The 15955-nt window shown below is 31.5% G+C and carries 8 protein-coding genes; 2 read left to right on the top strand and 6 right to left on the bottom strand.

The genetic code is table 11. The features are described from left to right. Nucleotides 1-704: 704 nt before the first annotated feature. From ACIQ7N_RS21230 to ACIQ7N_RS21240, 3 genes are all read right to left on the bottom strand, one after another. Nucleotides 705-1121: a UPF0158 family protein gene (locus ACIQ7N_RS21230; RefSeq protein WP_402935976.1), complete on the bottom strand. Its 417-nt coding sequence runs from the start codon at nt 1119-1121 to the stop codon at nt 705-707. A gap of 99 nt (nt 1122-1220) precedes the next feature. Next, nucleotides 1221-1514, bottom strand: coding sequence for a hypothetical protein (locus ACIQ7N_RS21235; protein WP_402935978.1), 294 nt, complete (start codon nt 1512-1514; stop codon nt 1221-1223). Between the two features lie 113 nt (nt 1515-1627). Beyond that, entirely contained in the window at nt 1628-2476 is an 849-nt protein-coding gene (locus tag ACIQ7N_RS21240; RefSeq protein ID WP_402936022.1) for a pyridoxamine kinase, read from the bottom strand. A 188-nt stretch (nt 2477-2664) separates the two neighbouring features. On the opposite strand from ACIQ7N_RS21240, the gene ACIQ7N_RS21245 reads away from it, so the two are divergent. Both ACIQ7N_RS21245 and ACIQ7N_RS21250 read left to right on the top strand, forming a co-directional pair. Beyond that, entirely contained in the window at nt 2665-3216 is a 552-nt protein-coding gene (locus ACIQ7N_RS21245; RefSeq protein ID WP_402935980.1) for an ECF transporter S component, read from the top strand. Between the two features lie 131 nt (nt 3217-3347). Beyond that, entirely contained in the window at nt 3348-3788 is a 441-nt protein-coding gene (locus tag ACIQ7N_RS21250) for a cell wall hydrolase (RefSeq protein WP_402935982.1), read from the top strand. A 311-nt stretch (nt 3789-4099) separates the two neighbouring features. Here ACIQ7N_RS21250 and ACIQ7N_RS21255 read toward each other — a convergent pair whose 3' ends face one another. The 3 genes from ACIQ7N_RS21255 to ACIQ7N_RS21265 form a co-directional block, all read right to left on the bottom strand. Next, entirely contained in the window at nt 4100-4834 is a 735-nt protein-coding gene (locus ACIQ7N_RS21255) for a 4'-phosphopantetheinyl transferase family protein (protein ID WP_402935984.1), read from the bottom strand. Between the two features lie 68 nt (nt 4835-4902). Beyond that, nucleotides 4903-12675 (bottom strand): amino acid adenylation domain-containing protein, encoded by a 7773-nt coding sequence (locus ACIQ7N_RS21260; protein WP_402935986.1) that lies wholly within the window; start codon nt 12673-12675, stop codon nt 4903-4905. Between the two features lie 7 nt (nt 12676-12682). Next, nucleotides 12683-15955 carry a non-ribosomal peptide synthetase gene (locus ACIQ7N_RS21265; protein ID WP_402935988.1) on the bottom strand — a complete coding sequence of 1091 codons (3273 nt, stop codon included), beginning with the start codon at nt 15953-15955 and terminating at the stop codon, nt 12683-12685.

Consider the following 15955-nt stretch of genomic DNA (forward strand, 5'->3'; position numbering starts at 1 on the left):
CTATATCAACAGCCGACCAAGAAAATGTCTTGGTTGGAAAACTGCAAACGAGGCTTTTAATGAGCAATTGTTGCACTTAATTTGACAAATCGTCAAAAATAAAAAATCCCTTTAAAAAATTCACTTTTATATTGTAGAAGTTCTTTTGTGATATAGGGTTAACCCACTGAAGCAGTGGGCTTTTGTTGTGAAGTAATGAATGAATAATGGGGTTAATACCAGCTCTTATTTTGCTTAAGTAAGTTTGGATTAATCATAGTAGGTATTCTTTAGTTTATTTGTCAAATAGTTCCTATATCCCTAGATAAAATACGTGTGATTTGTCGCCAATTTGTATGTATTTTATCATATTAAAGGAGAGAGGATATTGTAATATAAATCAGAACATAGAATCATATATTATTTGATGTCAACTTCAAAATCCGGACTGGTAATCCATATCCGTAATCTGAAGTGTCACCATTTGAACACCATGGTATCGCAGCGGTTATTGTGCTGTAGCGCTTTGGATTACTAATAAAGTAATGCATTGTTTCTTTTTTCACAAAATGAATTTAATAATAAATCTTTCTTAGCCTTGCAGTTTGCCTTTAAGGCTAATTCTCTTATAGTACAATTTGTTCGTTTCATACTTACTCGGGATGTAATATTTCTACATGTTTTATACTGTTGCCCTACCTCATTTTATGCATTTAATATTCAAATTACTTTATTGCTGTCTTCAATTTCGGAAACTCTTCTAGCCACTCTGTCATTCTACACATAGCATAATCCTGTTCATATTGGTACCAATGATTTTCTATGCCTAGTTCATTAATCATTTCTTTAAAAAATCGAAATGGCTTATTTCTGTTAAGTACATTGATTAAATGAAGCTTAATCGGATCTGATTGCTTTTTAGCAAAACTGCCCATGACATCATACATCTCAGACGATGTAACGTTTGGAATCATCACCAAATCCGCAGCCACTTCCTCATCATCCCAATCAATCCCAGGCTCACCAGTTATAAATTCTGGCGCATCCAAAAGAACTTCACCTGTTCGACGATTTAACACATACGACATGTCATTATCATTTCCATTTAAAAATGCATCCACAAGTTCATCTAGTAGTTTCAATTTCCTCACCTCATATTTAGTTCTACACGCATAAGGATAGAATGTTTAAGCTCAGTCAAAAACTGCATAAAAAAGAGCCGAAAAAATTCGATTCGGCATTTATTCAAACATCCCTATACTGAGCTCCCTACAAAATGATTCTATCGTGTCACGCTCTTCTTTTGGCAATGCTTCGTACTCAACCAGATATTGTGCTGAAAAGTCTTCTAGCTCCTTATAACTGACTTCTCTTGTCAGGACGATTCCATTGACCTCATTAGCCAATTCGTTTGCCGCCACAATATCCGTAAACGCAAAGGCTTGTTCTTCGTCATCCGTAAATGTAAGAAGGTCAATTTCCTCCTGGTAATAGCGATTATCTACTTGCACTACATAATATCTAATTGAATCCATTATACACCTCCCTAATTCATGATTTTCATTATTACCTTTTCATAAAAATTCCATCCCTCATCAATAAATGGATGAATACTATGTCACAACGCAGTTATAGAAACCTGACATTTCTAAAGCAGCATTCGTAAAAACGTTTCAAAGTTCACGCCTGCTTCACGTGGAATTTGCGCCTTTGATGTCGCTTCAATTGAAGCAGCCAAAAATGTCTCGGCAAGTTTCATTGACTCAACTAAATCCTGTCCACGCATCATACCACCCATAATGACGGATGCAAACAAATCACCAGTGCCTGAATAGCTTTCACCGTTGTATTCTCGGATGCTAGAAAATGAACGATGTGCATCGACATACATATTGCCTACATAGCGCTTAGTCGCATCTGCTGGCGGCGGATTCAAACCGGTAATAATAACGTTCGCTTTAGTTTCCTGCTGCAGCTGATGGCCCGCTTCCTCTATCGCCTGAATATAATCAGAATCGTCCTGATAGCTCTGTAGCTTCTCGTATGACAAACCCGTAAGCAAGCAACATTCTGTAATATTTGGCGTAATAATATCTGCACATTTCACGAGCGCCTTCATACGATCAAGCAACTCGCCAGTATACATTTTATACACCTCGCCCAAATCGCCCATTACCGGATCGACAAGTAGCGTTGTTTCACTCGAGTGGAAGACGTTTAAAAACCGAAAGATATTATCGATTTGCTCCTTCCCTGTCACAAAACCTGTGTGAATACCGTCAAAGGTTGCTCCAAGCTTACTCCACTCATCCACAAAGTAGTCCATCTTTGACGTTAAATCCTCACAATAAAAACTCGAATATCCCGTTTGCGCGGTTAATATTGCCGTTGGTAATGGCACCGCCTGTACACCCATCACTGATAGCACAGGCATCGCAGCCGTTAACGAGCACTTCCCAAAGGATGACATATCCTGAATTACAGCAACTTTTTTCATCATACTCTCCACCTAACTAATCCTGCTTGTTCTCTCATCGTATCATAATTAGCTAGATGCGAAAATGCACTCCGTTATAGAAAAACAAACTGACCTTAAATATTTTTATCAAATTGGCACTTTTACGATAGTCAGTCCTTTGCTAAAGTAAAAATTATTAAAAAATTCATCCTAGCGAGGACACGCAAATGCAAAATATACAAAGTCAATCCTATACAAAACCACGCACGAAAACATTTGATTTAGTCATTACTTCCATTCTTGCAGCACTAGTTTTCGTCGCGACAATGTTTATTAATATAAAGCTACCATTCGGGCAAGGTGGACTTATTCACTTAGGAACATCCATGCTTTTGATCACGTCGATTTTATTTGGTCCTAAAAAAGGGGCACTTGCTGGAGCAATCGGAATGGGCTTATTCGATATCGTAGGTGGTTGGTTAATTTGGGCGCCAACCACAATTATCTCCCGCGCATTACAAGGCGCCATCGTTGGGAAAATCGCTTGGTCTAAAGGTCATAGAGGCGACGACATCCGATTAAACATTTTAGCAGCCGCTGTTGCTATGCCCGTGATGATGGGCGTTTACTATATTGGGCAAGCGATTATGTTCAAAAGCTGGGTTGCCCCGATGGCATCCATTCCAGGAGACGTCATCCAAAACGTTGTCGGCTTAATGATCGCAATTCCAGTATGTATCGTGATGAAAAAAACACCGTACTTCAAAAAGAATTTCTAATAATAAACACGCCATCTTACTGTTTTGCCGACAGCATCGATGGCGTGTTTTTTCAATTATAAAACTATTATTAGAATTGCACATGACAATAATGAAGGCTTTTTTTCATACTATATGGTGGAGGTGAAAAAATGCCAAGAGTAAAGTATATAAATTCCGACGTTGACCTAGTGGCAAGGATGATGAGGGCAGAAGCGGAAGGTGAAGGAAACCAAGGGATGCTATATGTTGGCAATGTCATTGTGAATCGTGTGATAGCAGAATGTCCAGACTTTAAAGATTTAAGAACGATTAATGATGTTATTTATCAGGTACAGGGAGGAAATTATTCTTTTGAAGCTGTTCAAAAAGGCAATATGTTTTACCAAAGGGCGCGACCTAATGAAAGAAGATTAGCAAAACTGACGCTGGATTATTGGCGAGATCATCCAGCAAAATACGCACTTTGGTATTTCAATCCATACGCACCATGTCCGCCAACATGGTACGGTCAACCTTTTACTGGTCAATTTAAAAATCATTGCTTCTATGAACCAGCACCTGATACATGTGAAAGTGTTTATCGAGGATAGGTAATCATTTTGCGTTTCGGTAATGTTATTGTGACTTGCGCTTAAATAAAGAGGGAACTTCCTGAATACCAGGTGTTCCCTTTAAAACGACATATGTGTTTCATCAGAGCAAATATCGGATTGAAGTCCGACTCCGTTCAATATTCATAAACTTAAAAAATGTTAATGCTACATTTACAGTCACTTTATGTATGAAGACTTTAGGAACCGAACGATCATCTAATTTAATGCACTGTTTATAAGACAGACCAAATGGGAGTAGAAGTACATAGTTACATGTAATCCATAATACCAATTATATAAAAAATAACTTACATTAATTCAGTATATTTGTTTATATCACTCTCATTATAAAATTTTATTATCTTCAATGAATCAAACACTGCTAGTGATAACATATAATTCTCTTCAAATATCATCGATTTTATGGAAATGTCGTGAAAATCATTGTTAAATCCAGGATAATTTACGACTTGAATTGATTCATAATTATTATCTCGTTCAATTGAAATGTTATTAAAGCCTACATTTAAACCTTGACCTGTTGCTTTTGTAAGGGATTCCTTAATAGTCCAATAAAAATAGAAGTTTTTTAATTTTTCATTCGTACCCAGAACATTATGTTTTTTAAGTTCCTCATAAGATAAGATACTTTGAATTACTTCTTCGCAGGGAAAATCATTATTAATCCATTCAATATCCACCCCTATTTCGAAGTTTTTATAAATACCAATCACTACTATATTCTTTGAGTATGATAATGAAAAGTTAATTTCTCTAGAGTTAATTAATATTGGCTTACCATGATTCCTATCACATTCATTACATTTCCTTGAAATAATTAATTTTTCTAATGAAATTCCTGTATAGAGAGATAATAATATTCTTAACATAGAGGCCGATTTTAAAAATCTATTTTTATCCTTAATATATTTATAATTCAAATATCTCGTTTTTTCTTCTTTACTTAGTATATTAACTAAATCTGGTGTTACTTCATTTGAATCGAAACGCCAAATATGACACTCACCTGACTTTATTTCCAATATTCCTTCCTCCCCTTAAAGGTAATTTAAGAAGAATCCTGATACTAGTCAGGATTCTTCTTTGAAAATTAGTTTAAAAGTTTGGCAAAATTAATGATTGAAGGATTACTTAATACATCTTTAATAGTAAGATTAGTATTAAAACGTTTGTTAATTTTAAGGGTAAGCTGAATAGCCAATAAAGAATTTCCACCTACATCATAAAAATTCTCTTCGATCCCCGGGTTATCTATATCTAAGACCTCTTCCCAAATTTTTTGTAGTATCTTTTCATTCTCTGTTGAAGGAGGTGTAGAGGATGGATTTATATGTGACTTAATATCCTTTAAAGACGGTAAAGATAATTTATCTATTTTTCCATTAGGAGTTACAGGTATCATCTCTAATTCCTCAATAAACGCCGGAATCATATACCAAGGTAAATACTCACCTAAAAATTGTTTTATATCTTTATGATCATTTTTACTCAGTTGTTTCTCGGCTTTTACATAACCTACAATTACTTTGTTGTCTTTTGATTCCTTATGAACTAGTACTACTGCCTTATTAATTAGAGGATGTCTTTTAAGTGCTAATTCTATTTCACCTATCTCAATTCTAAAACCTCTAACTTTAATTTGGCTATCTGTTCTTCCTAATAATTCTACATTCCCATCTTCTAAAAATCTTGCCATGTCCCCAGTTTTATACATATACGAAACGTTATTTTTGTCAAATGGATTTATAAAGAAATTTCTTTTATTCATTTCTTCGTTATTAACATACCCTTTTGATACCCCTGCTCCTCCTATATACAATTCACCTGGAACATTGATTGGTAACAACTCTTGTTTTTCATCTAGAATTAATAATTGTTGGTTCATAAAAGGTCTTCCTATTGGAACAAGTTTCTCTTCATCACTAAATAGCTCATTTCTTTCATAATATGAACTATCAATTGTTGCTTCAGTCAAACCGAAAGAATTTATTAATCTTGTATTTGTACCCATAAACTTTAGAAAATGATTATATTCACTTGTATACCAACTATCTGATCCGCAAATTACTAATTTCATAAAATCTAATGATTTATTTTCATTATCTAAATAATTAATTAATGTACGTAGAACAACTGGAACAAATTCAGCAATATCCACCTTTTCTTCAATCATTAAATTATAAAGTCTATAAGAATCTAATAATTGAACCATTTCACATAAAACTAATTTTTTACCTGAACAAAGAGCTCTCACCCAATCTCCGGTAAATACATCAAATGATAAATTAGCCATTTGTAAATGTGCGTTTGTTTCAGATAATTTATAAGCAACTTCCCAAGAATTAAACATATTTACCAAATTCCCATGCGTAACTTTAACACCTTTTGGTTTACCAGTAGAGCCAGAAGTATAGTTTACATAACATACATCACTAGCTTCTATATATGGGAAAGGCATAACTTTATTAGATGTATTTTCTTTCGTTAATTCATCTACAGTAAGTATTTTACACTGATAGATTTTCAATTTATCAATAACTTCATCATTAGCTATTACTAATTCAATATGTGAATCATTGATCATATGGGAAATTCTTTGTTTCGGATAATTTGGATCTATAGGGACATAAGCGGCCCCAGCCTTTAATATTCCTAGGAGACCTATGATTAAATCGATAGATTTGTTCATCGATAGACCAATAAGGTCATTTTTTTTAACACCTTTACTTATTAAAGAATAGGCTAGTATGTTTGCCTTCTCGTCTAAATCTTGGTAATTAATACTTTGGTCTCCTGCCCTTACAGCAATGCTATTCGCATTTTGTTTAGCTGCTTCTTCAAATACTGAAATAATATTACATTCATTTTCCGGCAATTTTATTTCATGATTGAATTCATTAATGATCTTATATTTTTCCTCTTCACTAAGTATTTTTATGTCACCAAGAGATGAATTAGCATCATTAGATAACTCTAAGGCAGCATTTTTCAAATGCTCTAAAACTCTACGAACGGAAGATTCTGTATATACATTCTCCACGTAACTGACTTCGAATTCTATTTGTTTACCAGGTTTAACAGTTACGCTCATAGGATAATTGGTATGTTCAAGAGAATATTTATTTTTCATCAATAAGTCATTTTTCTGTTCTATATCTTCATTAATTGAAGGATAGTTTTCAAAAACAAATATTTGATTAAATAAAGGTGAACTCTTTTCCATGTTACTCCATTCTTTTATATCAGTAAGGGAAGAATGTTCATATTCTCTTAATTCCCACTGTTTGCTTTGAATAGATTTTAGCCAGAATCCTATTTCAGCTTCGTTTTCAACCTTTATTCTTAAAGGAAGAGTGTTAATAAATAGGCCAACTATATTTTCACTATTAATAATTTCTGTTGATCTACCAGATCCAGTCACTCCAAAAATAATATCATCGTTCTTGCTGTATTTACTTAAGACAAATGCCCAAGAACCTAAACATAAAGTATTTAAAGATACTTTTCTTAACTTAGCTGAATTGTATAGCTTTTGAGTTTCCTCTTGGGAAAGTACCAATGATATTGAGTTATTAGTAGAAACATCTCCTTCCTTATTTGTTTTTTCTATATTCAATAAAGTTGGTTCCTTAATTCCTTCTAATTCTTTAGACCAAAAATCTTTACTTTTACTCTGATTTTCTTTTTCTTGTCTCCATAACAAGTAATTACTATAAGACGGGTTTTTCGACTTATCATAATCCTGTTCCATTGTAAGATTCTTATAAATATCCATCAATTCATTTATTATTAAAGTATAAGTCCATCCGTCCATTATAGCGTGGTGATATCCCCAAATCATTTTAGTTAGATATTCATTATATTTAACTAACTTAATTTTCATTAGCGGTGCACGTAGAAATTCGATACTCTCTTCTCTATCAATTGTTATTAAATTATTGTAAAACTCATCGTTTTCTTGTATTGAATACTTTGTTCTATCAAAATGTTCAATATGAAAAGGAATGTTTTTATTTACTAACAACAAAGGCTTTTTGATATTTTCAAAAATAAAATGACTTCTTAAAATATCATTTTTATTTATAACAACGTTCCAAGCTTCACTAAATAATGACACATCCAGTTTCCCATGTAATTCACTACAAGATTGAACATAATACATAGATTTTTTCTCATCATAAAGAGTATGATATAACATACCTTCTTGCATAGGACTTGGATTCCAAATATCTTCAATCTTTCCTGTATAATTTTTTTCTATAAATTCTAGATCTGCTTGATTTAAAGTAGCTAACGGGAAGTCAGATGGTGTACTTTCTGAAACCAACTTATTTTCACAGTGACTAATTAGTTTTTCAAGTATATTTATATAATGTGAAGCAATCTTTTCAATAGTTTCGTGACTATGCTTGTTTTCACTGTAAGTCCAATTCATTATTAACTGATTATCTTGAACACTACAATTTATTTCAATTAAATGTTCACGGAAACCTAAATTGGTTCTATCCGAATTAACATGATATTTAGAAGGAGTAATAGGGTTTTCATTCGTTCCATTTGAAAATCTCCCCATATAATTAAAACTAACTTCTGCTTTCTGTTGATTATTTAATGCATTTTGAATTTTTTCATCTTCCAACAAATACCGAGCTAAGCCATAACTCCAACCTTTTTGTGGGATCCTTCTGAGTTGTTCTTTTACGCTTTTAACAGCAGCTCCCAAATCGTCGTTATTAAAGTATTCTGTTGATATTTCTAATGGGAAAATACTTGTAAACCAACCTATAGTCCTTGATATGTCAGTATTTGCTGATTGATTTTCCCTACCATGCCCTTCTAGATTTATTAATACATTATTGTTTTTAGTCCAATTTCTCAAAACAATAGAGAGAACTGTTATTAAAATATCATTAATTTGTGTGTTATACGTTTTATGAACTTCATTCAATAATAATTTTGTGGAGTCAGCACTCATTGTTTTTGAAATCATGTTCGCTGATTCTCTTGTATTACTTTTATTATAGTCAGTGGGTATATATCCGGATTTTCCGGTTAATCCCTCAAGCCAATAATTTGCTTCTTTTCTTAACTGTACTGACTGAGCATATTCTTTTAAGTCCTCTGCCCATTTTTTAAAAGTAGACGTTTTTAATAGGGTTGGTGTCATTCCTGCTTTTGAATTGTTATATTCGCTGATTAAATCTTCTTCGAATACTCTCCAAGATATCCCATCCATTATTAAATGATGTGCAGTTACAAAAAGTAAGTCTTGTTCTCTAGCGTTTCTTTTAAAATACAGACATTTAATCAGAGGGCCATTGTATATGTTAATGTCTTCTTGTAATTCGAATGTCTTTTTAGCAAAAATAGTTTCCTGTTGATCTTTATTTAAATTACCAATATCTAGAGTGTGCAATGTAAAAGTTTCTTTGGTTTCTTTATAATATTGTTTATGTCCTACATCCGTTTCTTTAAATCTAATTCTAAAAGCATCGTGATTATTTATTACTCTCTGTAATGCAATTTCTAAATGTTTTTCATCTACATTTACTTCATATAGTTGGGACATATTAAAATGATTTTTATTAGGTAAATCTTGATTGAAAAACCATTTTTGAATAGGTGTTAAATTTATTTCTCCCTCTGCTAAATCGCTCTGAACTATTTTTTCCCCAATATAATGTTGAGATATGTTTGCTAACTTTCTAATAGTCCTATTTTCTAAGAGGTGTTTAGGAGAAAGTTTATATCCACCTTTATTTATTTTCGAAATAATTTGAATAGCAAGAATAGAGTCTCCTCCAAGTTCAAAGAAATCATTATCTAAACCTACAGCCTCTTTCTTTATCCCTAAATATTCACTCCAAATTTCAGCAAACCATAATTGTTTATCGGTATAATTATTAAGATTAAAATTTTCCATCTTGGATTCTATAGACGGCTCAGGTAATGCTTCTATATCAATTTTCCCATTAATTTTTAAAGGGAATTTATTAATATTAATAATATAAGAAGGAATCATGTAATTAGGAACGGATTCAACTAAATATTCTCTAATTGTTTGCGCTGAAATATCACTAACAACGTAAGCAATTAGTTGCTTGCCTAAGTTAACAGTCTGTTTAATAGTAACGACAACTTCTTTAATATTTTTATGTCTTGATAATACATGTTCTATTTCTCCTAGCTCTACTCTAAAGCCACGGATTTTTACCTGATTATCTATTCTACCTAAAAACTCTATATTGCCATCTTCTAATCTTTGAACTCTGTCTCCCGTCTTATATAGTATTGGATCTTCAGCATTTCCATATGGATTTTGGATGAATTTTTCTTGGTTTAGTTCTTCTCTTTTTAAATAGCCATACGAAACCCCATCTCCACCCAAATAAAGTTCTCCTGGCACCCTATCTGGTAACAAATTTAAATCCTTATCCAACACATATAAAGTGGTATTAGAAATTGCTTTCCCAATTGGAAGCGGGGAATTCCAATCTTCATTTTTACTAACTTCATAAAATGTTGAGAATGTTGTATTCTCTGTCGGTCCATAAACATTCATCAAAATTGTATCCGGAGCTATGGCTTTAAATTTTTTTGTAACCGCTAAAGATATGGCATCTCCACCTGTTAAAAGCTTTTTTAAGCCTTTCATATTATTGATATGAGCATCGTTAAGTTGTTGAAATAGACCTGCAGTTAGAAAAATCGTTGAAATTTTTTGATTTTTAATAAATAAAGACAAATCATCTAAAGTTGGTAACTCTGGTGGGAAAATGACTAACTTACATCCATTCAATAAACTTCCAAATATTTCAAATGTAGATGCGTCAAATGATAATGTTGAAAATAAAAGAAAAACTTCCTCTTGGGAAAAATCATGATAATTAGTATTTTTCACAAGTCTGAGAATTGATTTATGCGTTATTTCTACTCCTTTAGGGATACCCGTTGAGCCAGATGTATACATGACATAGGCTATATCTTCACCATCTACACTTATGTTAGGACGCTGAGAAGTTTGAGAGGCTATTTCTCTAGCATTAAAATCCATATCAATTATCAATATTTCATCTGAGTTATAAGTTATGCTATTTGAATCTGATAGGACTAAATTTACATCAGAATCTTCTAACATAGATTTAATTCGTTGTTCTGGATACTCAGGATCAATAGGTACATAACAACATCCCACTTTTAAGATAGCCAATATAGCTTCTATAGAATTACAAGATCTTTTTAAGAGCATTCCGATTTTTTGGCCGCGATTTGCTCCATTTGCTATTAAATAATTAGCTAATTTATTGCTTCGTTCTTCCAACTCTATATAAGTTAAAGTTCTTTCTTGAGAATGCAGGGCTGTCCTAGTACCATACATGCTTACTATGTCTGAAAATACATCTTGAACCGATTTCCTTCTTGGAAATTCGGTCAAATTATGCTGTTTATCTTGAATGGCATTAATATCATTTTGGTTTAAAATTGAGAATGATTTTAGTAATTGTGTTGAATCTTTTAAAATCTCCTGAATAAGTCTAACGTAATTATCAATAAAAGTTTTAATTTTACTTTCTTTAAATAAGTCAGAGTTATACTCTACCTTTCCTATCAAGTAGCCTTTTTTCTCACTCATATTTAATGTAATATCATATTTTGCAGTATCTGTATGAATGTCTAAAATATCATATTTTAAGTCTCTTAATTCGCCGATATTAATAGGGTCATTCTGTAATACTAGCATTGATTGGAAAATTGGTGGATAGGCATCATTTCTATCAGGTTTTACAATTTCTACAACTTTCTCAAAAGGTATTTCTTGATTTTCTAATGCCTCTAGACTTGTATCTTTAACTAATTTTAAAATATCTTCAAAGCACATATTTCCATGAATTTTTGATCTTAGAGCAATTGTGTTACCGAAATAGCCTATTATCTCCTCGAACTCAGTTTTTTCTCGATTAGCTACTGGAATTCCTATTATGATATCTTCTTGATTTGTATATTTATAAAGAATGCTTTTATATGCACCAAGTAAAAACATAAACAGAGTAATATTATAGTTATAACAACATTTTTTAATTTTTTGAAAAGTATCCTTTTCTATTACAAATTCAATTTGTTTACCATTATAAGTCTGTTTTAACTGTCTTGGATAATCTGTTGGTAATTGTAAAATTGGTAGATCTCCACTTAACCTTTCTCTCCAAAATTCAATTTTTCCTTTATAACTACTCTCTTGCAAAGTCTTACGCTGCCATCTTGAAAAATCAGTATATTTACAATCCAACTGATCCAATGAAGCATCAATATTAATTATTTTCTTATTATAAATTTCTATAAAATCTCTTAATAAAATACCTGTCGACCATCCATCCGATATTGCATGATGCATTATAAAAACCAAAACAAAATGATTGTTATTGAATTTAAATAGTTTTGTTTTAAATAAAGGACCTTCATGAAGATTAAACGGTACATTTACCTCTTTTTTAATAACATTTAGATAATCATCAGAATCTATACTTAGATTGCTGTAATTATATTCTTCTATTCCACTTATTTTTTTAACACTAGGTGTAATTACTTGATGTGGTTTACCATTAATATTAGGTAACGTTGTTCTTAATGAATCATGACGTTTTACTATTTCTGTTATAGAAGACTGTAAAACATCCTTGTCTATTGTCCCTTCTATTTGAAGTGCGGTATTTATATTATATTGAGAGCTATTATCCAGCTCGTTCAATAACCATAAACGTGTTTGGCCCAGAGAAGCTAGTTGGATATTATCACTTTGTCCAGCCATAATATTTTTCAGGAGTCGTTTTTTCTCTATTTCTGATAAACTTTTTAATTTTGTCATAATAGGTTCAATCCTCTCTTAGTAGCATTTGTTCTAACAAAAGTTCCATTTCTTCAATAGATAATTCTTCTATATCAAAATTCGTATCCATTTCATAATATTCATTGATATCTAAATTAGAATTCAATTGATTTTCTGGTTGCTTTAATAAACTTTCAATGATTAAAATCATTTCACTAATGCGAGAATTATTAAAAATATCCTTCATTGTCGGCTTAACATTAAACTCATTTGAAATTCTACTAATTAGTTGAGTAATTAATAAAGAATGGCCACCAAGTTCAAAGAAATCATCATTCAAACCAATATCGGTTACTGACAAAATAGATTCCAATATATTACACAATTTATTTTCATTAAAAGTTATAGGAGGTATATAGTTTTGAGTATTAGAATCGATTTCTTTAGGCTCTGGTAACAAACTCTTATCAATTTTTCCATTTTTATTTAATGGTAATTTATCTAACTCAATAAACACTGACGGTATTAAAGAGCTTGACAAGTATTTTCTACAATAATCTTTTATTTCTGAAATTGATACATTTGAATTTTTCACAAAATACGCTACTAAATAATTTCTGGATTTTTTCTCTTTTTTAATTACGATTGCTTCATCTATTACAGGATGGCCCATGATTATATTTGATATTTCTGCAAGTTCAACTCTAATTCCATTAATCTTTATTTGATCATCGATTCTTCCTAAAATTTCAATAGATCCGTCTTGGCTATATCTCCCTATATCTCCTGTATAATATATATAATCGTCGTCATGATTAGTAAGAGGATTTAATTTAAAAGCTTCTTTATCAATGTATCCTTTAGTAAGAAAAGGTGTTCTAATTACGATTTCTCCAATTTCCCCAATACCACACATTAATTGTCTATTTTTTAATATTAATAATTGAGTGTTTTTTATAGGAAATCCGATAGGTTGAACAGCGTGTTTTGTCACAATAGGAACTTTATAAAAGCTTTTAGCTAAGGTAGTTTCTGAAGGACCATAAAAATTTATGATTTCCCCTGAATAGGAAAGGTTATTTCTAAGTGTATAAATTATCTGGTTAGTTAATGGTTCACCTGCAAAAAATATTAATCTTAAATCTTGTAAATCATATGTTTCATTTTTGGGTATCCAAGAATTAGCAAGCGAGGGAACCGAATGAATGATAGTAATTTTATTTTCTATAAGCCAGTTTATTAAGTATTCCCCACTCATATTATTAATATCATCAGGGATACATAATTCTCCGCCACATACTAAAGGTAATAAACTGTCTCTTAAAAAAACATCAAAAGAAACATTCGTTAACTGTGCGGCTCTATCCCCTCTTTTTACATTAAATTCTGTAACTTGCCAGTTTAAAAAGTGTGCTAAACTTTTGTGCTTTCCGATTATTCCCTTTGGTTTACCTGTGGTGCCTGAGGTGAAATAGATATAGGCTGCATCCTCTGGATTGATTTCTAAGTATTCTAGTTTTCCCTTATTTAGATTTTTGTTATGTGAATTTCTTTGGATAATTTCGTTTGCAGTAAATTCGTGATGAAAAGTTTCCCCGCTAATTTTACAACTGTCATTTGTATAAAAAATATTTTTAATACCTATCTGAGAGAAAATTTCTTCTCTTTTTTTGATTGGCAGTTTTTTATCAATAGGAACAAATACCATACCTGAACACATAATTGCTAGCATAGTGCATATATATTCCATTGATCTTTCTCCATATACCGCGATAACTGTACCTTTTTTTAATTTAGAGGCAGCAATTTCCGTTTGTATAAATGAAACGTTTTCGTATAATTTCCTATAGGTCCATTGTTTATCTCCTTGACTAATAGCTATAAAATCACTGTTTTGTTTAAAAGTTTCATATAATAATTGGGGTAATAGTTTTTGACAAGGTTCCTGTAGTTTCACTGTTGGATCAGGTAATACATTGTTATCTTCTTCACTTACTAAGCGATATTCATATATTTTCATAGTTGGATTTTTTAAAAAATCTTTTATTAAATTTTCAAGTTGCTGTAACAAAATTCCGATCATGCTGGCTGAATACTTATTAGATTGATAAGAAATTCTTAATTTCATGTCATTTAAACCATCTTCAATGTAAAAAGAAATAGGAAATTTTGCATTAGTCTCATCAAATTGAATTAATTCAAACTCTTGATTGCTTTCTATATCAGTCATCTCATAATTAATAAAAATATCAAACGGATTTTCTTTCGATAACTCTTTGTTCTTTGAATATTCCATAATTTTCTCGAATGGAATGCTCGAATTATCATATACTTCTATTAAATTATTTTTGACAATCTCCAATATCTCTTCAAAAGTCATTCCCTCATCAATTTGAACGTGTAAAACAGTTGTATTTAATAATAAGCCTATTAGTTCCTCTGTCTCTAATTTATCCCGGTTAGCTATAGGCATCCCAACAATCATATTTTCATTTCTAGTATATCGTTGAATAAGAACAATGAATGAAGTAAGCATAAACATATATCGCGTAATACCGAAACCTCTGCAGAATAAGTCAATATCATCCAAAACTTCATTTGAAATCTTTCTCTTTACTACTCCATCATTCGATTTTTTTTCTAAGGTAGTGGGAAGCTTTATTTCTGTCCCTATAATATTGGTTTTACTTTTCCAAAATTCCATTTGCCGCTGAGCACCAGCGGAAGTAATCCATTCATTTTGCCATTCTGAGTAATCCCCATATTGTATTTTTAGCTCGTAAAATGGTGGTAGCTGACAATTTAATAACGCTTCATATCTTTTTAGAAGTTCCTTATAAAATATTTTCAAAGAATGTCCATCAAAAATTATATGATGAAAAACTAAAATCATCATATTTTGTCCATCGCTAAGATTAACTATTTTTGCTCTAAAGCATGGACCATTTTCTAAATCAAATTCTATATTTGAGAAGTCAAATACTATGGATTCCATATTTTTATTGTTAATATCTAAGTATTCTACTGTCTCGATAGTATAATAAGAGTAAGGATGAACTACTTGAATTAACTCTTCATTATCAATTTCAAATGTAGTCCTAAAGATATCATGGCGTAAAATAATGTCATTAAATGCTTTTTCTAAATAATCTTTTCTAAAACCATTTGGTAATTTAATTACAAATGGGATATGATATGCCTCTTTTTTCTCGAATGTTTGATAAAGAAACCACATTCTCTGTTGGGAAAATGATGCTTTTGCAATATAATCTTCCTCATTAGGTATATAAGGTAGGTTAGATGACACTATATTATCCAT

Source organism: Lysinibacillus sp. NPDC095746 (assembly GCF_044763535.1).
Taxonomy (GTDB): Bacteria; Bacillota; Bacilli; order Bacillales_A; family Planococcaceae; genus Lysinibacillus.